General features: G+C 44.3%; 16 protein-coding genes. 8 read left to right on the forward strand and 8 right to left on the reverse strand.

The window, feature by feature from the left end:
* Positions 1 to 43: 43 nt before the first annotated feature.
* Positions 44 to 970: a LysR family transcriptional regulator gene (locus NO992_RS13070; protein WP_371377728.1), complete on the forward strand. Its 927-nt coding sequence runs from the start codon at positions 44 to 46 to the stop codon at positions 968 to 970.
* A 96-nt stretch (positions 971 to 1066) separates the two neighbouring features.
* Positions 1067 to 1684 (forward strand): HAD family hydrolase, encoded by a 618-nt coding sequence (locus NO992_RS13075; RefSeq protein WP_371377731.1) that lies wholly within the window; start codon positions 1067 to 1069, stop codon positions 1682 to 1684.
* A gap of 46 nt (positions 1685 to 1730) precedes the next feature.
* On the opposite strand, the gene NO992_RS13080 is transcribed toward NO992_RS13075, so the two are convergent.
* Both NO992_RS13080 and NO992_RS13085 read right to left on the reverse strand, forming a co-directional pair.
* Positions 1731 to 1943, reverse strand: coding sequence for a hypothetical protein (locus NO992_RS13080; protein ID WP_010369567.1), 213 nt, complete (start codon positions 1941 to 1943; stop codon positions 1731 to 1733).
* A 32-nt stretch (positions 1944 to 1975) separates the two neighbouring features.
* Complete coding sequence (locus NO992_RS13085) at positions 1976 to 2158, reverse strand: hypothetical protein (protein ID WP_371377734.1); 183 nt, start codon at positions 2156 to 2158, stop codon at positions 1976 to 1978.
* A gap of 289 nt (positions 2159 to 2447) precedes the next feature.
* On the opposite strand from NO992_RS13085, the gene ggt reads away from it, so the two are divergent.
* Complete coding sequence (gene ggt / locus NO992_RS13090) at positions 2448 to 4190, forward strand: gamma-glutamyltransferase (protein WP_371377737.1); 1743 nt, start codon at positions 2448 to 2450, stop codon at positions 4188 to 4190.
* A gap of 272 nt (positions 4191 to 4462) precedes the next feature.
* On the opposite strand, the gene NO992_RS13095 is transcribed toward ggt, so the two are convergent.
* Together NO992_RS13095 and NO992_RS13100 are read right to left on the reverse strand one after the other, a co-directional pair.
* Positions 4463 to 4936 (reverse strand): hypothetical protein, encoded by a 474-nt coding sequence (locus NO992_RS13095; RefSeq protein ID WP_371377740.1) that lies wholly within the window; start codon positions 4934 to 4936, stop codon positions 4463 to 4465.
* 6 nt (positions 4937 to 4942) lie between these two features.
* Positions 4943 to 6097: a PepSY-associated TM helix domain-containing protein gene (locus tag NO992_RS13100; RefSeq protein ID WP_371377743.1), complete on the reverse strand. Its 1155-nt coding sequence runs from the start codon at positions 6095 to 6097 to the stop codon at positions 4943 to 4945.
* Positions 6098 to 6415: 318 nt separating this feature from the next.
* Here NO992_RS13100 and NO992_RS13105 point away from each other — a divergent pair, with 318 nt between their 5' ends.
* The 3 genes from NO992_RS13105 (at position 6416) to NO992_RS13115 (ending at position 9793) form a co-directional block, all read left to right on the forward strand.
* On the forward strand, positions 6416 to 8551 hold the full coding sequence (locus tag NO992_RS13105; RefSeq protein WP_371377746.1) for a TonB-dependent siderophore receptor: 2136 nt from the start codon (positions 6416 to 6418) through the stop codon (positions 8549 to 8551).
* Positions 8552 to 8660: 109 nt separating this feature from the next.
* On the forward strand, positions 8661 to 9242 hold the full coding sequence (locus NO992_RS13110; RefSeq protein ID WP_371377749.1) for a hypothetical protein: 582 nt from the start codon (positions 8661 to 8663) through the stop codon (positions 9240 to 9242).
* Between the two features lie 14 nt (positions 9243 to 9256).
* Positions 9257 to 9793 (forward strand): hypothetical protein, encoded by a 537-nt coding sequence (locus NO992_RS13115; RefSeq protein ID WP_371377752.1) that lies wholly within the window; start codon positions 9257 to 9259, stop codon positions 9791 to 9793.
* A gap of 252 nt (positions 9794 to 10045) precedes the next feature.
* On the opposite strand, the gene NO992_RS13120 is transcribed toward NO992_RS13115, so the two are convergent.
* The 3 genes from NO992_RS13120 to NO992_RS13130 form a co-directional block, all read right to left on the reverse strand.
* Entirely contained in the window at positions 10046 to 11491 is a 1446-nt protein-coding gene (locus NO992_RS13120) for a metallophosphoesterase (RefSeq protein WP_371377755.1), read from the reverse strand.
* Between the two features lie 91 nt (positions 11492 to 11582).
* The gene (locus tag NO992_RS13125; RefSeq protein ID WP_371377758.1) at positions 11583 to 13571 is read right to left on the reverse strand and encodes a hypothetical protein; all 1989 of its coding nucleotides are present in this window, start codon (positions 13569 to 13571) and stop codon (positions 11583 to 11585) included.
* Positions 13572 to 13621: 50 nt separating this feature from the next.
* Positions 13622 to 15223, reverse strand: a complete 1602-nt coding sequence (locus NO992_RS13130) for a hypothetical protein (protein WP_371377761.1) — start codon at positions 15221 to 15223, stop codon at positions 13622 to 13624.
* 368 nt (positions 15224 to 15591) lie between these two features.
* Here NO992_RS13130 and NO992_RS13135 point away from each other — a divergent pair, with 368 nt between their 5' ends.
* Complete coding sequence (locus NO992_RS13135; protein ID WP_017218979.1) at positions 15592 to 16062, forward strand: hypothetical protein; 471 nt, start codon at positions 15592 to 15594, stop codon at positions 16060 to 16062.
* A 45-nt stretch (positions 16063 to 16107) separates the two neighbouring features.
* On the opposite strand, the gene NO992_RS13140 is transcribed toward NO992_RS13135, so the two are convergent.
* A complete protein-coding gene (locus NO992_RS13140) occupies positions 16108 to 17727 on the reverse strand; it encodes a tetratricopeptide repeat protein (protein WP_371377764.1) in 1620 nt (539 codons plus the stop codon).
* Between the two features lie 250 nt (positions 17728 to 17977).
* On the opposite strand from NO992_RS13140, the gene NO992_RS13145 reads away from it, so the two are divergent.
* Complete coding sequence (locus NO992_RS13145; protein ID WP_371377767.1) at positions 17978 to 18709, forward strand: Ig-like domain-containing protein; 732 nt, start codon at positions 17978 to 17980, stop codon at positions 18707 to 18709.
* The last annotated feature ends 24 nt before the right edge of the window (positions 18710 to 18733 follow it).

Raw genomic sequence — 18733 nt, forward strand, 5'->3', positions numbered from 1 at the left:
TAATTGGCTTTTATATAAAATTACTTTTCATAAAAGGTGAATAATGAAAAGCAAAGCAGACGATATGGCGCTTTTTGTTCAAGTGGTGCGCTCTGATGGCTTAGCTGCGGCAGGGCGAGTATTAGGGCTTTCTCCAGCGAGCATGACCGCACGGATCAATGCACTTGAAGCGCACTATAAAACCCGTTTACTTACTCGAAACACCAGAAGTATCAAACTGACAGAAGCGGGAGAGCGGTTTTATCAGGGCTGTGTGCGAGTCATTGAGGAGGTCGCGGCGGCGGAGGCACTACTGCAAGATGCCGATCCCGATTTGAGAGGCACACTCAAAATTGCAGCAAGCTCAGACTTTGGCCGTCAGTACGTGGTTCCCGCCGTTGCGGAGTTTGCCACGCAGCATCCACAGGTGGTGGTTAACCTGAGCCTAGGGGAGGGCTTAGTCAAATTAGTTGAGTCTGGCACTGATATTGCCATTCGTTATGGTAATTTAAATGATAGCAGCTTGATATCTCGGCCTCTGTTAAACAACCGCAGAATGCTGGTTGCCGCCCCAAACTATCTCGAACAGTATGGTACACCAGATTGCTATCAAGCATTACAGCAACATCGCTGTTTAGTACTGGAAAGAGCAGGACAGACGCTAAACGATTGGTATTTTATCGACAGAGACACGCAAGCAAGCATCATTGAAACCGTGCCTACCTGTTTAGTGAGTTCAGATGGAGAAGTATTGCGGAACTGGGCTATTCAAGGGCTTGGGATCACTATTAAGTCGTGGCTGGATGTTCACAAAGATATTAAAGCGGGACGATTGGTGGAGTTGTTGCCAACTCAAACATTGGGATTTAGTCCAACGGACTCAGATAAAGTCGCGCTGCAAGCTATTTATCCATCTAGGCAGTTTCAACCTCGTCAAGTCAAAGCTTTTCTCACCTTTTTTAGCGAGTATTTACAACAAATGCATGATTGATTTTATTTCAATGAAGTCTAACGAATTAGCCGTGCGTAAGTGATAAAGATATGCATAATAAACGCTCATATTTAAATTAACTAAAGAGGTTCAAGGATGGCAATTGGCAATATTAAACACGTTATTTTTGACGTCGGTAACGTATTTGTGAGGTGGTCACCAGAGGAGATAGTTCGGCTTACCTTTGGCAACCAATGTGACGTTGAGAGTCTAGCTAAGCAGTTGTTCCACAGTGAGATTTGGTTTGCGATTAATCGAGGAGAACTGACTGAAGCAGACACCAAGCACGCTTTTATGCAAACCTGTCACTTAACCTCTGAGCAAGCTGACGAACTGTTCTTTTATATCAAAGAATCGCTGATCCCACTTTATGGCACGCTTTCACTGATGCAGCGCCTAAAGGCGGCTGGATATAGTGCATATGCCCTCACCGACAATGTGCATGAGATTGTGAGCTACCTAAAAGCGCGTCATACTTTCTGGCAACACTTTGACGGAGAAATTATTTCTGCTGAGCTTGGCTGCATGAAGCCCGGTAAAGCTATTTTTACTCACTTACTGGAGCGCTACCAACTGGCGGCAAATGATTGTGTTTTTCTTGATGATGTCTTAGCGAACGTTGAAGGTGCAAAGCAGGTCGGATTACATGGCATTCAGTTTTTTAATGCGGCGCAAGCTGAGCGCGAGTTGCGTGAGCTAGGATTGGTGTTTTGATCGGGTTGAGACTCCAAAATAGGCCCAAGTGCGGGCCTAAAAAGAATTAATCGCACATATACTGTCTATTGGTGAAAGCGCAGTCGTGATCACCGTAACAAGAGATAGCACCTGTACGGCAATCGTGGCGGTTAGTCGGTACACAGTCCAAATCAGTCAAACGGTTTACACCACCACCAATTTGGGGGGTCGCTTGTGGCGTAATAGCTTGAGCATTGTTTAAGTTTTTAAGCGGCTTTTTATTCAGTTTAATTTTCATTTTTCATTTCCTTTGGGTGGTAAGAAAGCGTATTAACAGCGAAGAGAGCTACAGTTATAGCAAGAACCAAATGCTTTCGTGTTGCATAACTCGGTTATTTCTCTGTCACAACCCGCGGTTAAATAACCTCCCGCGATGTTTGGTGTTTGGGCTTTTTCCAAGCCTGCAGTATGGTTCAGTTGTTTTATCTTTCTTTTTGTTAGTGTTAATTTCATCTTATTTTCCTTATTGTGAAAGCTTGAATTGTCGTACAAAAAATAAACTGCATTATTGACTGTACCCAACATAAATTATTTGTCAAATATGTTTTTTAAAGGTTAAATTTATGTTTTTTTCAACCCTGTGTAACTTCAACGCTCGATGACAAGCTGCTTTTTAGCCTTGAGTGCAGCAACTATGGTGTAATGTACATTTGCACTGCCAGTCGCCCAACGCATCGATATTGTTTGGTCTTTTTAATCATGCAACACTGCAACATGAGAATAATTAAAAAGCGGGATGAAGATGCGTAAATTAACAGCCTTGGTGTGGTCTTGCTCTGTTTCCTTGTGTGTGGGTGTTGCGTTTGGTAACACGGCGCAAGCTGACGAGTCACCAATATTTAGTTCTAAAGCCACAGCACAGCCAATATGGGCTGAACACGGCATGGTATCTAGCCAAGAGGCACTTGCCAGTCAGGTTGGTGTAGAGATTTTAAAGCAAGGTGGCAATGCCGTTGATGCGGCTGTCGCAGTAGGTTTTAGTCTTGCCGTGACTTTGCCAAGGGCCGGAAATATCGGCGGTGGTGGCTTTATGCTAGTGCATCTGGCAAAAGAGAATAAAACCATCGCGATTGATTATCGCGAAATGGCACCGAGCCGTGCGCACAAAGATATCTTTATTGATGAAAATGGCGAGGTAAACCCAAAGCTAAGCCTTCAGCACGGCCTTGCGGTGGGTGTTCCCGGAACGGTTATGGGGATGGAGTTAGCACTCGAAAAATACGGCACCATGACACTTAACCAAGTTATTCAGCCTGCAATAAAATTGGCGCGAGATGGCATTAAAGTGACCTCTGATTTAGCTAATTCGCTTTCTCATAGTTACATTAAAGAACGAATGCTGAGTGTGCCGGCGTCTAAGGCTGTGTTTTATAAAAAAGATGGTAGCAGCTACAAGCCAAATGAATGGCTGGTGCAATCAGATCTTGCCCACTCTTTAGCGCTGATCGCTGAAAAAGGCAGCGCGGGCTTTTATCAGGGCGAGACAGCAAAGAAAATTGTTGCTGCGGTAGAAGCAGCTGGTGGCATTATGTCGCTGGATGATTTAAAAGGCTATAAAGCGGTAGAGCGTGAGCCGGTAAAAGGCACATACCGCGGCTACGACATAGTTTCTATGCCGCCTCCTTCATCTGGTGGTGTGCATATCATAGAGATGCTGAACATGTTGGAGCAATATCCTATTGGTGGGCTTGGGCATAATAGCGCTGCTACCGTCCATTTAATGGCTGAGGTCATGAAGCGTGCGTATGCTGACCGCAGTGAATATTTGGGCGACCCCGATTTCTACGACGTACCCGTTAAAGCATTGGTGGATAAGCAATATGCAAAGCAGCGCAGTAAACAAATAAACGCAGACAAAGCGACGCCAAGCCGTGAGGTTAAGCCCGGTAAATTATTACCTTATGAGAGTAACCAAACCACGCATTATTCTGTGGTAGATAAGTGGGGCAATGCGGTGAGTAACACTTACACGCTTAACTTTAGCTATGGCTCAGGTATTGTCGCGGCTGGCACTGGCATTCTACTTAACAACGAAATGGATGATTTCTCGGCAAAGCCCGGCACACCAAATGGTTTTGGTCTGGTTGGTGGAGAAGCTAACGCTGTTGAAGGCAAGAAGCGCCCGTTGAGCTCGATGACACCGACGATTGTAATGAAAGAGGGTAAACCCTTTTTGGTAACGGGTAGCCCTGGTGGCTCGCGTATTATCACCACCACGCTACAAATCATTATGAATGTTATTGATCATGGCTTAAATATCGCTGAAGCAACCGTGGCTCCGCGTATTCACCACCAATGGTTACCAGATGAAATTCGTATTGAACGCAGCTTAAATGTGGATACTCGACGTCTACTTGAAAACAAAGGACACACACTTTCGGAGCAGAATGCGATGGGCTCAACCCAGTCAATCATGCTTACCGATAAAGGTCTATTTGGCTCCTCCGATCCAAGGCGCGCAGATAGCGCTGCGGTGGGGTACTAATACCAATTGAATTAATTCTCTAATCAATTTGAAGGGTGAAATAGCATATTAGCTTCGTTAAAAATTTCTCATTTAGAACAACTAAATAGCAAAATTTTTGCCGCCTATATGGATATAGGTACCTTAGCGGTAGCAGGACGCGAGAGCGGTGCTACTAAAGCTATTTCCCCGCTTCAAGATAGATCATTTACTTAATACAACTGGTATAATATCCTGATTTCCATTGAGTCTTAAGTGTAATTCAAATCGAGTAGGGGCGAGATGCCCCTTTTCTATGCGCTTTCTTTGATTAAATACTCTGGCAGTGGCCAATTCATGACGATGACTTCGCCTTGCCAAGTTTCAATCGTCAGCCAAACCCTGTCGTCTTTTGATAATGTTTTCTTTGCTAAAGCATGTACGTGTTGACCGTGTTTTGTGCCGTGAAGGATCCCGAGCTCATGCTTCATAAGCTGTGCAAGTGGCATCGCGTTGGGGCCGATATTGAGATAGCCTTGGCGCACAGATTCAACGTCACCTTTATTGAACAGTAGTAAGAAGTCTTTGACGTATAAGTTATCGTGGATGTATGGCGGCTTGTCGTCAAAAGGCATTGGTGTAATGCTGTACTCTCCAAGTGTTTGCTCCGCCAATGGAGCGGGAAATTCTGGATGTAATGATTGATAATAAAACCAAGCTGGCAATACCAGCAATAGAGCATTTAACCAATATTTATTGTGTTGTATAAAGCGTTTGACTGCATTCATGGCGATTTACCCTTGTTGTGCTTTTAGTTGTCTTGCATTGCTTCGTTCTTGGCTACGCGCGCGTTTGGTCCGAAGCTGATACATGATAAATCCGGTAACTGACATCCCGGATAAAATACAGCCAAAAATAAACCAGATGACTTTTGTCCAGATCCCTCCAATGGTGCCGTAGTGCAGTGGATCTGTGATGTGCATAACCGTTTGTAAGCCTGTCATTGAATCAGGGTTTGCATGATGAACGACTGTATCATTCCAAGTGTTGTAGGCAATATTAATGCTGTAATCGTCATAGAGTACGTAGTCGTTTGCGCCACTGATTTTAAGCGTATCGCGGTTATGCTCAGGTAGCATGATGTAACTTGGACGAAAGTCAGTGTACTGTTGTTGGATTTCAGCGAGCGCTAGATCAACACTGGTCTCTACTGCATTCGCGTTTATTGTTGAGTTGGGTATATTCGCTGCATTTAATGTTTCATGATGTTCGAGTTCAACACCAGCATGCCACAGCACCGCTTGCGTTAAATACCACAGTCCGGTAAGGCTCATTACGGCCATAAACCAAAGCGACCATACTCCACTGAGTTTATGGATGTCAGCGGCAAGGGTGCGACCACCTTGTGATTTACGCAGCTTAAACTGAAAAAACGCTAACCAAAACTTTTTGTATACCACCTGGCCTGTGATCAACGCGCCCAATAGGATCAGTGACATAAACGCCACTAAATAGTAACCAACACTATAGCCATTTTGCCATGGAAATAGCAGCCAGCCATGTAGTGAACGCATAAAGTTAATAAACGTATTGCCGTCATTTATTTCCTGAACAGCTCCTGTGTACTGGTTTACGTATGCAAGCGCATAGGGCTTGTCGACGTCGGTAAACATCACCACGTAGGTCAAATAGGGCTCTCTCACATTGAGCCCCATGACATCTGCACTTGGGTGCTCATCCTTAAACGCGCGTAACACTGAGCCCGCTGACATCTCACTTACTTGACTGGGGTTATGTGCCCGAGAATCAGGGTTGGTAAGCCATGTAAGTTCATGGCTGAAAACGGAAATGGTACCTGTGATACAAATAAAGCAAAACAGTAGCCATATTGGCAGTGAAAACCAACCATGCAACTGAAACCAAAACTTGTTGCTTATTTTCTTTGCCATTGTGTGTTCCTAGTTTTTTGAATGACGGCGACAAATTAAAGCTGAGGGAGTATTTGCGCAAAAATGTAAATAAAGTATATCTTTTTAAAAGTGTAAATAGCAATTATATTCATTTGGATGTGCGTTAAATGGCATGTTTTATTCGTTTAGCGGTTTATATTACTCGTTTCTTTTATGGGAAAATTGTTTTAAATTAGTTGGTTACTGTTTTTGGGAACGTTCCTTAAATCGGGTTCGAAACTGGTTGTAATTCATCTTAATGTTATTGCTAATGGTTATCATCTGCATTATTATCGTTTCAATTTTTACAATATTAGGATGAACCCAGTGAACACTCTGCCTCTCAAAACGCTCTCATTTGCTGTTATGGCAGCGCTCGGCACGTCAGCATTACAGGTGCAAGCAGCACAGCAAGATAATGAAGAAATTGAAAAAATAGTTGTGACGGGAAAATACACCGTCAATGAAGTGATAGACACCGCAACTGGCTTAGGGTTATCCCTTCTTGAGACGCCGCAATCTGTTAGCGTTATTACCGCTGCACGGATCAAAGAGCAAAAGCTCGATACGTTGACCGACACCGTATTAAATGCGATTGGGGTGTCAGCGAAAGAAGTTGATAATGTTCGTAATACGTTGCAGTCACGTGGCTTTGACATTACCAATTATCAAATTGACGGCGTTCCTTTGTCATGGAGTTTGGCGGGGGATTCAGGTGAAACCATCGCGGATGTTGCGATATATGAGCGCGTGGAGTTTGTGCGTGGTGCAACGGGGTTATTAACCGGCGCGGGCGATCCTTCAGCTTCTATTAACCTAGTACGCAAACATGCAAATAGCACCGACCTCACAGGGTTTGCTAGTGTCTCTTTGGGAAGCTGGAACAATAAAGAAGTGATGGTGGACGTTGCCAATGGATTAACTAACGATGGCAGTGTGCGTGGACGAGTGGTCGCGAAGTATGAAGAAGGTGACTCGTATTTAGATCTCTTTTCTGACGAAAGTACCGTGCTTTATGGGGTACTAGAAGCGGATTTAAGCACGCATTCGACGATCCGCGTTGGTGCTAGCTATCAGCGTAACGACCCTACCAGTCCAACTTGGGGGGCATTACCTACTTTCTTTACCGATGGAAGTAAAACAGACTGGGAAGTTGAAAAAACCACGGCTGCAAATTGGACAGAGTGGCAAACTACTGGCACCAATGCTTTTGTGAACTTTAGTCACAACTTTGCAAATGGCTGGGAACTGGTTGCCAATTACAACAAGCTGAAATACGAGCAAGATACAGAGCTGCTCTATTTATTCGGCACGTTGGATAAAACAACGGGTGAGGGCTTAGCGTCTTGGCCTTATAAAAGTACAGGTGAAAGTAACCAAGACAGCTTTGATATCCAGCTTAAAGGTTTTTATCAACTCGCCGGTCGTGAGCATGATTTCGTAACTGGCGCGCTTTACAGTGAGCAGAGTGCCGATACCCTCACTTTCGCTGCGCTCGATAATGCCTTTTTGCCAGTTGGCAATTTTTACGAGTGGGACGGCAATTTCCCTGAGCCGACGTGGGGCACAGAAACCTCAGTTGCTCAAGATATGGATACCGAGCAAAAAGGGTTTTACGCCGCAACAAGGCTAAATCTTAGCGATGAGCTTAAAGTAATAGCGGGTGGTCGTTTGTCGAGTTGGCAGCGCGAAGGCGAAAGCTATGGCGTCATCACTGATTTTGGCGACAATGGCGTATTTATACCTTACGCTGGCGCCTTGTACGACTTGTCGACAACACAGCGAGTGTATGCAAGTTACACAGAAATATTCCAGCCGCAAAATGCCCAAGACCGTAACGGTGACTTCCTTGATCCAATCAAAGGAAAATCATACGAAGTGGGGCTAAAAAGCACCTATTTAGATGATACGCTGCAAACAACATTGGCGATTTTCCAAATCGAACAAGATAATCTAGCTCAAGATGATGTTGGATACATAGTTCCAGGTTCGGTAAATACAGTCGCGCAATATGCTGCTGAAGGCACAACCAGTAAAGGCTTCGAATTTGAAGTGGTGGGTCAGTTGACTGACGGTTTTGATGTGCATTTGGGTTATTCACAATACAAAGCAGAGGATGCCAACGGCGTTGAAGTGAATACGGATAACCCAAGAAAGCAATTTAAGTTGTATACGACTTACCAATTTGTGAATGCTTTACCTGAGTTGACGATTGGTGGTGGCGTGAACTGGCAGGATGACACTTATTCAGTAACGGGCAACGATAGGCTAGAGCAAGATGCCTATGCACTGGTTAGCTTGATGGCAAACTACGTACTGGCAGACAATATGGTGCTACAACTCAACGTAGAAAACCTCTTCGATGAAAAGTACTACAGCCAAATTGGCTTCTTTGATCAGTATCGTTATGGCGCGCCGAGAAATTACAGCTTAAGTTTTAGCTATGATTTTTAGTAGATTGTAAACTAACAAAGCGTGGCTAGTGAGCCACGTTTTTGTTCATTGTCTATTTATTGCAAGAACTGTACGCTTGGGGGCAATACAGTCAAAAAGGAATTTTGCAATGAATTTATCCCCTGCTTTTTTGGTCGCTGGCTTTATAGTAAATATGAGTACAGCGTCCGCCACACCGGACTATCAAAATGTGCTTAACCAGCTACCGCTGCCACCTAATGAACTTACCACTTTACTGCATGACCTAGCGCTACAAGGTCTTGAGCAGCACGCTATGGCTGAGTTAATTAAGGGCTATAACCGATTACACAACAAACGGATAGAATGTGCCAACGTTGCGACTGTGTTGAAAAGATCGCAATTGGACTCACTCAAAATGGATGTAGAGTACTACACCACTGTGCTTTTTTATGTTGATGGTTTGAACAAAAATCACTGTGAATCTACGGAGTTTGGCGCTTTTACAAGGACAGTCGCTATAAATTATGTGATGCATAAGAACCCGAGAGAGCTTAAGCTGGTGAAAGCAATGAACGTGCTATCTTCTGGGCGTTACGCAAATTTTAATGAGTTTGAGGCTGAGTTTAACGCTTTACCTGAGACCGTTAAAACGGCCGCGCTAAAAGCGGATTTTCTTCGAGATAACTTTAATTTGTTTCAAAGCTTGGAGCAAGTTCACGGACACGAGTGATAAAAGGAATATTTGTGAAACCCCTGCTATTAGTTTTGATATTGTTTGCGTTCGCGCCGCAAACTAACGCTGAAATAATGTCAGTAGATCTTACGCCGACTATTGAGTATCCAGTTGAACAATTAGCACCAGTTCAAAAGGCGCTGCTTCGTGAGCTGTTAAATAGCGTAACACAACTGGGTGATAAAAAAGCGGCTTGCGAAAATGCGCGTGTTATTACACCAAAACAATTACACAGTCTTAATATTACCCCGCAGCAGCGAGGTATCGTTTTATCTTATTTTTATATTCACCAAAAAAGAGAATGTGAAGCCGAAGAATATGGCGAGTTCGCCAGACTTGTTGCTGCGAATTTAGCGGTGCAAAATCAGTCAGAAGTCTTAAGGTTCGTCAATGCACTAAACACGGTAAGCTCCAGCGTTTATTTCGATTATGTTGAAACGGAGTTGGAGTTTAACCAGCTACCAGAAAGTGTTCGCAATAGAACCTACCAAGCCGAGTTTTTACAGCATCCGTTTAGTCTTATGCATACGCTAGAACAGTTCGAATGATTCGGCGTGATGTTCTTATTAAGTAAAATCTAAGCTGGCATAATACGGTTTAATAATTCGTATGCGGTACGTTTTGCGATATTCACATTGATCGCGAGCGTGCTATTACTCAGTGTTAACCACGTTTATGGTTTAGCAGTAGTGATGTTTATTTCAGGACTCGCGTTTGCTGCTACTCGCCTGGTATCAAAAACACGATGATACAAGGCGAGTAACTCAAGTTGTCAGTGATTAAGAATGTAAGAGTCGCGCTTACTTCGTGCGACATACCGCTTGTTTATCTGTAGTTTCGCTGCTGCAGGTTAGAAAAGCGACACCACTTTCATCCAAAAACTCTCCTTGCCACGCGCCATCTTTGCCAAGCTTAATTGATAAAAAGCCGAACTTACCTTGCTCGTTAACGAGTGCGTTTTGGCTATCAAGTGCATAATCAAATTCGCTAAAGGCATTGGTATCACTGAGACTGACGCCGCTATTGCCGACAACGATTTGCGCAGGACGCGCGGTACTGGCAGCAAAGGTTGAAGACTGATAAATATGCATATGTCCAGCGAGTGATAAAGTCACGTGTTTAGGCAATTTACCTTGTCTGGTGCTCTTCAGCGCGGTTTGCAACATTACATTTAGTGTGTCTTTGGTTGCTGGGTCTTCAACGCCCCAAATGGGTCTGTGGCTCATAATCCACATGGGTTTGGCTTTGAGTAGTTCGCTTCTGACACTAAGTCGTTGATATTGCTGTTGGTAGACTTTTGTTAGGCCATTGTCTGCACTGGCATCACAGGCATTGGCGCTATCCATTACCCACACACTGAGCGGTTTTAAATTGATGGTATAGGAGTTTTGCACAATGATATGGGCACTTGCAGATTGTGGCGGTTGATTATAATCCCCCTGTGCAGGACATTGCTTTTGCTCAATGGCATCAGGAAGGTTAGCTCCCGGACCAAAAAAGTAAAACCAGCCAATACCTGCTCGGCTACAAAGTTCATGATTACCTCGTGCAAAAATCCATGGTGCGGTTGCTGAAAGATCCGTTGTTGCGGCAAAAAAGTCGGCTTGCCAGTTGCTCCATGTATCTGGTCTTGGGCTATTTAACGCGTTTTGACTGTAGTAGGTATCGTTGAGACCGCAGCTAGTACCACCATATCCACCATCGCCTGCGTCATAAGCATAGGTATCACCAGAAATCGCACCACCCGTGCCTCGATAGTTGAAATCCCCCATATGGAGCAACAATTGTGGTTGTTGCTTTGCCCCTTGCTCTGCGAGGGTTTTAAACGGCTCGGCGGCAGAGTTGTTTTCGCAAACTGATGATTTGCAGCCGGTATCGCCAAAAACCGCAATTTTATTCGGATCGAATGTCACAGGCGCTAACGAGAACTGGCTATCACTGACGGTATAAGCCGTGTTTGGGGAGATTTTTGCTTCACATACTGAAACCGGAAAGTGTGTTTGGTCTGGACGCATTGCTCGCAACTGCATCGGCATGGATTTTTTACCAAAGAGCAAGCTTGGGCATTGATTGGCGTCGCTGAGCACGCCGTCAACAACGACGCGCGCGTAGATATTTGGGGCTTCAGTAGTTGAAGGCGCGAACATTGAGTAAGCGCCTAATACTTTGGTATTCGCTTGTTGGACTGCAAACGTGCTGCTACAAGCAATTAAATTGAGCGTCGCAATGGCGATGATGATGCGCATGACTTCATTCCTTTTTGAACAGTTGAATGAAGTTTAATGCATTGTTAACTATTTGCGAGTCTTGAATACGAATATCCTTATTCATAGCTGATTATTGGTGTTTGCAGCGGTAGAAGCCGTTGACTGTGTCTTGGCTAAAGCGTGTGCCGTTAACATAGGTGTCTTGGTTGATTTTACCAAACCGCGCTAGGTTAAATTGCAATCTTGCAAGCATTTCAGCACTCGAGGCCTGCTCAAAGATTTCTGTTACTGGTGGATCGCCAACAAAGTTGGTATACCAAGGAAACCAAGAATTATCCTGCCCACTGACTGTTTGGTTCGGATAATAATTCCCCCCTTGCCAACGGTCGAAGGTAAAATCTTCGAGGCTAAATAGGCCAAAACCTGGCTGTGTCATACAAGCATCAGCCGCCTGATACTCAGGGTAACCTGAGCTGGCAGCAAAATGATTACAAACATTATGTGGCAAATTACTGCTATTCGCCGCTTGATACTCAACCTTTCTAAACATCACAGGATGTGCGGGGCCTCCTGATGGGTAGACGATATTCGCCGCGACAGGTGAACCCCAGCGATAATGGTACATGGCCACAGCCAACCCTAAATCTTCCTTACTGGTGGCAACATTATCTGGATGAGTCCACACTCCACCCGGATCGGTTGGCGTTGCCCCATTTTTAAAAATAATCCCATATTGATTGTTTTCTAATTGATTCATTAGATTTGGCGTTGTGTTGTCAACTACCGTCGTTGGGATCATTGTGCTTGCGGCATTGGGAGTATAGGTGAGTGTTGGGTTATTTAACGCCTTCCAGCATAGCAAGCCATAACCATAGCCATTGGCTATCATCGGGCAGCCAGACATTGCTGATGCCGATTGATTGCTTTCATATGTATGTGTTGTTGAACGTGCCGAAACTTCGCCGGAGCTAACCAATATTCCCCAAGCATTGCGAGTAATGCGAATATCAGCAAACTCGGTGTCAGGAATAAATACCGTTGTGGCCGAAATAACCTGTAGTTCTAAATCTAGTTCTAGTAGAGAGGTGGCAACGAGGGCGTCTTCATGAAGCTTTGGATACTGCGTCATAATCGTTTGCTGCGATGGTTTAATCACAGCGTCTCTTGGTGATAACCCCAATAAATATAAGCGATCGTTATCAAGGTAGCTTGCCAGTGGGCGTGATAGCTCAAGTTGTGCGATTGGACGCTTGGCTTGAATATTTGAGTTGGTATCCGTGAGGGTGAGGTCGGTATTTTGAAGCAGCAACCAATGCTTATCACTTAGGCCAACAACCTGAGTTTGGTTAAGTATGTGACGAGATACGCTATCAGCTTGGCGAGTGACGATTAAGCTATCGTCACTCAACGGATAACTAGACTGTGTGGTGTCATTGTGGTGATGACGCAGCGCCGGTGGCTGATATTGTCCGATTAAGGTGGTGAGTTCAATGCGAATAGCGTCGTGAGTACTTTGAATAAGCCAATTTCCGGTTTCATCTCGAACAAAAATAGCCGGACTATATTGGCCAGATTTATCCACGCTAAATGCTTGCCAAGTGGTATTACAGGCTTTGGCGCAGGAGGGGGAACTTCGAGTAAGGGATGACTTATCTTTTGTCAGAGATTCGTCATAGTTATCATTAAAAACAAAGGGTAACTCAGCTTTACCCGACGCGAGTTGTAACGTGAACAGTAAGCGCCGCTGATTGCCGCTGGCATAGAGTCTGTTTTCTTTTAGATAACCGAGCTGGAGTTGAGAGTAACTCTCTAACTTTTTCATGTTTCCAGCTTCACCTTGATAGCTGGGCTCATACGTCTCGCTATTGAATGGTGCGGTTTGCTCTAACTGGGGAAATTGCAGCGTTTGTTTGCAGGCATCTTCTGCGCATGTTTGTAAGGTGATCCTTTGGTCCTGATATTGAAAAGAATACCAAGGTGAAAGGGCTTGATAACCTTGTTGTCCTGCGTGAAATAAGAGCGGTAGGGTTGATGTATCGTAGTGCTCTGACTCTGCTGAGGCATGAACACTCAAAGACAAAGCCCAGCAGGTAAGCGTGGTGGCGATGAACTTATTCATAATCTTTCCTTATTGGAGTAGGGCAGCGCTTAGCCACCCTTAACAAAAACCTAGTGAATGATGCCTTGACGTTGGCCTGCATTAACGGGTTTGTTGAGCTGTACAGAGAGCCAGTTTTCAACGTCGCTACGTAACGATGCATCGCTATCAGGACCGGATTGTGACGAATAGAACCATAACCCTGTTGGTGCTGGAGCATTGACATTGCTGCCGCAGGTAAAGTGATTTGCCGCATACATCACCGCGCCTGAGCTACCATATTCGTAATGACTGTCCGAATAACCACCGTAGCCTCTGGCTTGCACCCGACCTTTCGAATCAAGGGTAAAGTGATACACCTCATTGGGTTGCAACAAGAAAGGGCTGACGTCGGACGAATCAAAGCGCGCGCGCATTGTGGTGGTAACACTGGCTTGATTACCTGAACGCGTGATCATGCCTGCCAAGTTGGTGATAAGCGCATCGGCCAATTGACCATCAAGTAAGCTGCCAGGGTTGCCATTGACGATTGCAGAAGTAATGCCAAGTGCGGCTTTGACGACTCCAATGGTGGAGTTTAAATTCCATGTGGTGTTATATCCCATGGCTGCGCCACCGGCTTTATTAAACAAGATGACTTCAGGTGCAGCTCCTGGCAAATCGACCGCAAATTTTGCGCCGTCGGTTGCGTGTGAGTTGGTCCCTTTTGACCAGATTTTTTTAGCTTGCCCAGTTACATGGTAGCGAGCTGAATAAGTGCCTCTGACTTCTAAATTGCCCGAACAGGCATTACTTTGATTACATGCAAATCCCCCTGTGTCTGCACACAACATTTTGACGTGGAACTCAGTCGAGTTATGGGCTGAGGTGTTGTCGAAACTGAGCGCTTTATTTTTTGACCAACGTTTCCCCTTAGCTGAGTGAAAGGCGCCGTAGGCTGAGGTATTGACATAAGCATGGTGCTTAGAAAAACCACTACCATCGCTGGTGGATGTGCTCCAAGGCGTTTGGGTTGATGGGTAGTTAGTGACCACTTGGCCTGTGCTGGTTGAAGGGGTCACCATCTGACATGAGCATTGTGACTTAGGCCCGAAGATGGGTTTTTTAGTCAGCAATTCTTTTAATTCGGCAAGAATATCTGACGGTAGCGTCCTATCGTATTCAAGTACCGAGAGCCCTTTACGTTTAGGCGCTGCGTATTCCTTATGCCAAGTGCTGTAAAGCTGTGGTGCATTTAGCTCTAAATGTTGGCTGAGAGTTGGCACTTTTTGCTGTTGTGTCCATTTTTCGAATACCGTCGGTTTAAATTGAATAAGATATCGAGTAAAGAAAAAGTTGTCTTCAGGCGCTTGCTCGGTAAAAGCATTTTCCCATGCTGATAATACGTTTTGATCTAATGCTTTTGCTTGGCTTAGCATCTCCCCATCTCGATAGTCGCGGATCAAGCTATCGACATAGCGGTCTAATTCATATTCTTCGTCGTTGTCGGAGATATATTCAAGCAAGGAAACACGGTCTTGAGACCAGTTTGAAATGACTTGCCACGCTTCTGGGCTTACTTGAGAGGGTGCCATTTCTCCATATTCTTCTGCGGCTTGTAGCGAAATACTACCCAGCAACAACGTGCTGGTAACTAGGCTGACTAATTTGGGGGTGAAATTTCTCTGTTTCATTTTTCTATTCCTTCATCGTTGTGCTGAGTCAACATGCCTCATGCATTGTTAACTTGCCTTGTGATGTTGGAAACTTTTTCAGCGATTGAATAGGAGGTTGTAGGGCCAGTTAGGGTCAACTTGGGTAAAACCTTTGATATTAAATGGACGCATTGGGTTAGGTAAGTTTTGATATCAAGCCGTGGTAAATAAAAACTTAAATATCAAAGGTCTGCTTATATTTTTACCCGAATTTACCCAATTGCCCCGTAACTTTTGCTGCAATCAATATTCGCTTGAGGCAGGATTTTGCTATCGCCGTTATTGGAGTCTCAGCGTGAGTACATTTGCAATCGAGTAACGGTGTCATAACCAATAAGGAGACAGTTATGAGACGAGTAATAGTATTGGGAGCAACTTTGATTGCGAGCTTTGTACAAGCCCATAGCCCAGAAATGATAGCGCAGATCGAAGTTGCTGATGGGGCGAAATGTCCAAAGAGGCAAACGATCCTATTAGGTAAAATGACATTAACCGCTGGGACCTTTAAATATTTACACAGTGAAGGAAGTAATGTTTGCACAAGTCCTAAGCAAAGTATTTCTGGTCGCATTACACCACAACTAGATTGTGGCCAGTTTGATGATTGGCGGCTTGCTTATGATATGGGTAATAAAATGTGTCAATCTCTACATCAAAATATGAAAGGCTTTAGTAATAGCTTAAAGCCTGATATGACAGTGTATCCACGCTTCGAAGGACCTTTTGAATTCAAAGGAGATCGCCATCACCAAGAATATGAGGCCGGTATGGGCGTGACTTTAGCATGTTATTTATGTGAGACTGCGACGGTTAACTAGGGACTATTAATACCAGAAGGGGCGGAAGCCCCTTTGTTGTAGACATCAAGCAGCGTTGTAGCACGCTAAGATTTGTTCCAGTTGTTCAACTTTTTGAGAAAGAGGCGCGGTATCGAGATTAGCGTCTTCTTGGCATTGAGTGAGTACATATTGTGCCGTGGTAACAATATTTCGAATACGCGGCTTTTTGGGCAGCGTTTTGATATTAAGATAGCGTTCAAGAGTACGCACTCGCAAGCGGCCATCATCGATATTCACTTTCCACACTTTGCTTTCTTCCGCTAATTCGACACGAGTTTTGCCACTACCTTGCTCCCAAAGCGTCAAAGTGAGTGTCATTACTTCAACCATCAATTGTCTAGCGGCCTGTTCGTCAATGCTCATATGTCCACCGTGCAATCCATGAGTGCCGGTGCGGGCGGTATAGCGAGCAAAGCTGTAAGTAACCAGCACACCCACTACAAATGCGATAAACCCGACGAGTACATGAGACAAAATACTTGTCTCTGTTTGGTGCTTAGGCGCGGCCAAGACGTTAGCGCTTTGAAGGCGAAATTGATAAAGGTTTTCACTTTGTACACGACTACTTTTAAGCATGTCATTATAACGCTGTGCGGTCTCTACCGCTTCTTTATAAGCGTGTGTTTGTAATTGAGACTGCAATAAGGCAATGTAAAATAACTCGGTAAGCTGACTATTTTGCTGATTATGTGCTTCAAGCCCCTGTTTAAGTATCGTTTGTGCTGTTAGGTTATCGCCCTCAAGCTGCTTGAGTTTGGCTTCAATAAGCAGTGCTCGCTGATCCACTTTACCGTGTTGAATTAGTTGCCGAGTACGTTTAAATGAAGCAAGTTGCTGTTGTGCCTGAGCGATATGATTTTGAGCAATGGCAATTTCGGCCAATAATAAATAGGCTCGAGACAATTGGGTATAGGCGCCACTTTGTGTCAAAGGTTGAAGTAAATCTTCAATGATTTCAGTTGCTTTGTTGTAGTCGCGCTTTTTGTAAAATACCTCCGCGATGCTTAGCAAGGTGTGATTCGCTTTGACTTGGTCGCCAGCTTGCTGGTGGAGCGCATGGGCTTGACGAAACGAGAGAATGGCATCGTCCAACTGATTAATATCCCTCGATACATTCCCTAAATTGTTAAGTGTGATCGCTTGCCTCTGCAGATCATTTGTTGCTTTCGCTATTTGGTAGCTTTCTAAAAATAAAGTAAGGGCAGTGTCTAAATCTCCGAGTGCCTGATAAGCATTAGCTAAATCGTTTGCCGATTTACCCAGGAGTTCGTTTTGTTGCAACTTAGCCGCAAGCGTTTGCGCTTCGTGGAAGCTCTCCAGCGCTTGAATATAATTGCGCTGGCGGTAACGATTAATACCACTTTGTCTTAACACCTGAAAGCGTTGGAGTGTGGTTAACTTCCACGCTATCAACTCATCCAGAATTTGATTGCTGAGCTTTATGTCACCCGCTCGACGATACAAGCTAGCAAGCTCAAGGTGTGCATCAAAAGCTTGAGCACCGTTGGGTTCAAGCGTTTCAAGATGTTGCTTACAAGACAAAATTTGGCTTGTGAGGTTAGCATTATTGGCACTTGGGCATTCTGAACCATGCGCCGGTAACACAACGAGCAGTAAAGCTAAAAGCAAAGCAAGCAAAGGCATAAATATTAGTCTGGATACATTGTTTTTACATATTAATATAGTGGTAACAAAAAGTCGTGTCTGCCTTTAATAAATCTCGGGTCGACTACTTTTTGTATTTTGTTGCTGTCTAGCTGCTGTTGTTTTACCTTGCCAGTACGACCAAGTCTCGATTTGTTAATATTGTTAGTTTAATGTGTTTTTGGTATGGTCTTGTTTCTAATTAAGGCCCAGTAGAAGAAGCTGGAAATCAATCCATAAGGAAATAAAAATGAAGTTAAATACGATGTGGCTAAAGTCACTTAGCGTCGGTGTCATGTTATTTGCACCACTGGTAAGTGCAGCTCCTCAGCTTAATAAAGCCATATTTGAGTACAATGCTGGATTAAACATTCAAGAGGAATTTAATATCTTTGCCGATGGCGAGGTGGCTGATCCGAATTATCCAAATAGTGACCTGCGTATTCAATTGGATAGTAGCAAAAGCTACGATCAAATTGGCTTTTATGACAAAACTTACACTACATACGGTCAGGCGGTTGCATACAACACATTAGACAGACGTTGGGTTAAATTTAAGGGTAAGGTGCTTTATTTCTCAGGCGAAGACAACGGTAACCAAAAGATAGATACGATTTCTTTTCGCGTTGTTAATCCTGCTGGAGAAACATCGGAGTGGGGAGAGATAAGAGTTAGCTTAGACCAAGCGTTTGGTGGTAATTACGATGTGTATCCGAGTGATGACTTGGCACAAACCGTTGCTGGTCAACCTGTTGATGTGTACGTTAAAGATAACGATAGTGGCGTACCATATTATTATGGTGTTGAGATTTTTAGCTCACCAGCTAACGGTACAGTATCTGTTAACAGTGACTACTCCATTACTTACACACCAAAAGCTGGGTTCATTGGCCAGGATTCGTTCCAATATCGCATTAAGGGTAACAACCTTTATGATATTACAAGCGCGCCGGCGACAGTTTCTGTTTCGGTAGCAAATTAACCCCAAACTCAGGCCAATACGCAC

This window comes from Pseudoalteromonas sp. DY56-GL79, from assembly GCF_041414765.1.
GTDB lineage: Bacteria > Pseudomonadota > Gammaproteobacteria > Enterobacterales > Alteromonadaceae > Pseudoalteromonas > Pseudoalteromonas piscicida.

Bases quoted from the DNA above. Each gene is read 5' to 3' on its own strand.
- NO992_RS13070 (WP_371377728.1), top strand. From the start codon at position 44: ATGAAAAGCAAAGCAGACGATATGGCGCTTTTTGTTCAAGTGGTGCGC.
- NO992_RS13075 (WP_371377731.1), top strand. From the start codon at position 1,067: ATGGCAATTGGCAATATTAAACACGTTATTTTTGACGTCGGTAACGTA.
- NO992_RS13080 (WP_010369567.1), bottom strand. From the start codon at position 1,943: ATGAAAATTAAACTGAATAAAAAGCCGCTTAAAAACTTAAACAATGCT.
- NO992_RS13085 (WP_371377734.1), bottom strand. From the start codon at position 2,158: ATGAAATTAACACTAACAAAAAGAAAGATAAAACAACTGAACCATACT.
- ggt (WP_371377737.1), top strand. From the start codon at position 2,448: ATGCGTAAATTAACAGCCTTGGTGTGGTCTTGCTCTGTTTCCTTGTGT.
- NO992_RS13095 (WP_371377740.1), bottom strand. From the start codon at position 4,936: ATGAATGCAGTCAAACGCTTTATACAACACAATAAATATTGGTTAAAT.
- NO992_RS13100 (WP_371377743.1), bottom strand. From the start codon at position 6,097: ATGGCAAAGAAAATAAGCAACAAGTTTTGGTTTCAGTTGCATGGTTGG.
- NO992_RS13105 (WP_371377746.1), top strand. From the start codon at position 6,416: ATGAACCCAGTGAACACTCTGCCTCTCAAAACGCTCTCATTTGCTGTT.
- NO992_RS13110 (WP_371377749.1), top strand. From the start codon at position 8,661: ATGAATTTATCCCCTGCTTTTTTGGTCGCTGGCTTTATAGTAAATATG.
- NO992_RS13120 (WP_371377755.1), bottom strand. From the start codon at position 11,491: ATGCGCATCATCATCGCCATTGCGACGCTCAATTTAATTGCTTGTAGC.
- NO992_RS13125 (WP_371377758.1), bottom strand. From the start codon at position 13,571: ATGAATAAGTTCATCGCCACCACGCTTACCTGCTGGGCTTTGTCTTTG.
- NO992_RS13130 (WP_371377761.1), bottom strand. From the start codon at position 15,223: ATGAAACAGAGAAATTTCACCCCCAAATTAGTCAGCCTAGTTACCAGC.
- NO992_RS13135 (WP_017218979.1), top strand. From the start codon at position 15,592: ATGAGACGAGTAATAGTATTGGGAGCAACTTTGATTGCGAGCTTTGTA.
- NO992_RS13140 (WP_371377764.1), bottom strand. From the start codon at position 17,727: ATGCCTTTGCTTGCTTTGCTTTTAGCTTTACTGCTCGTTGTGTTACCG.
- NO992_RS13145 (WP_371377767.1), top strand. From the start codon at position 17,978: ATGAAGTTAAATACGATGTGGCTAAAGTCACTTAGCGTCGGTGTCATG.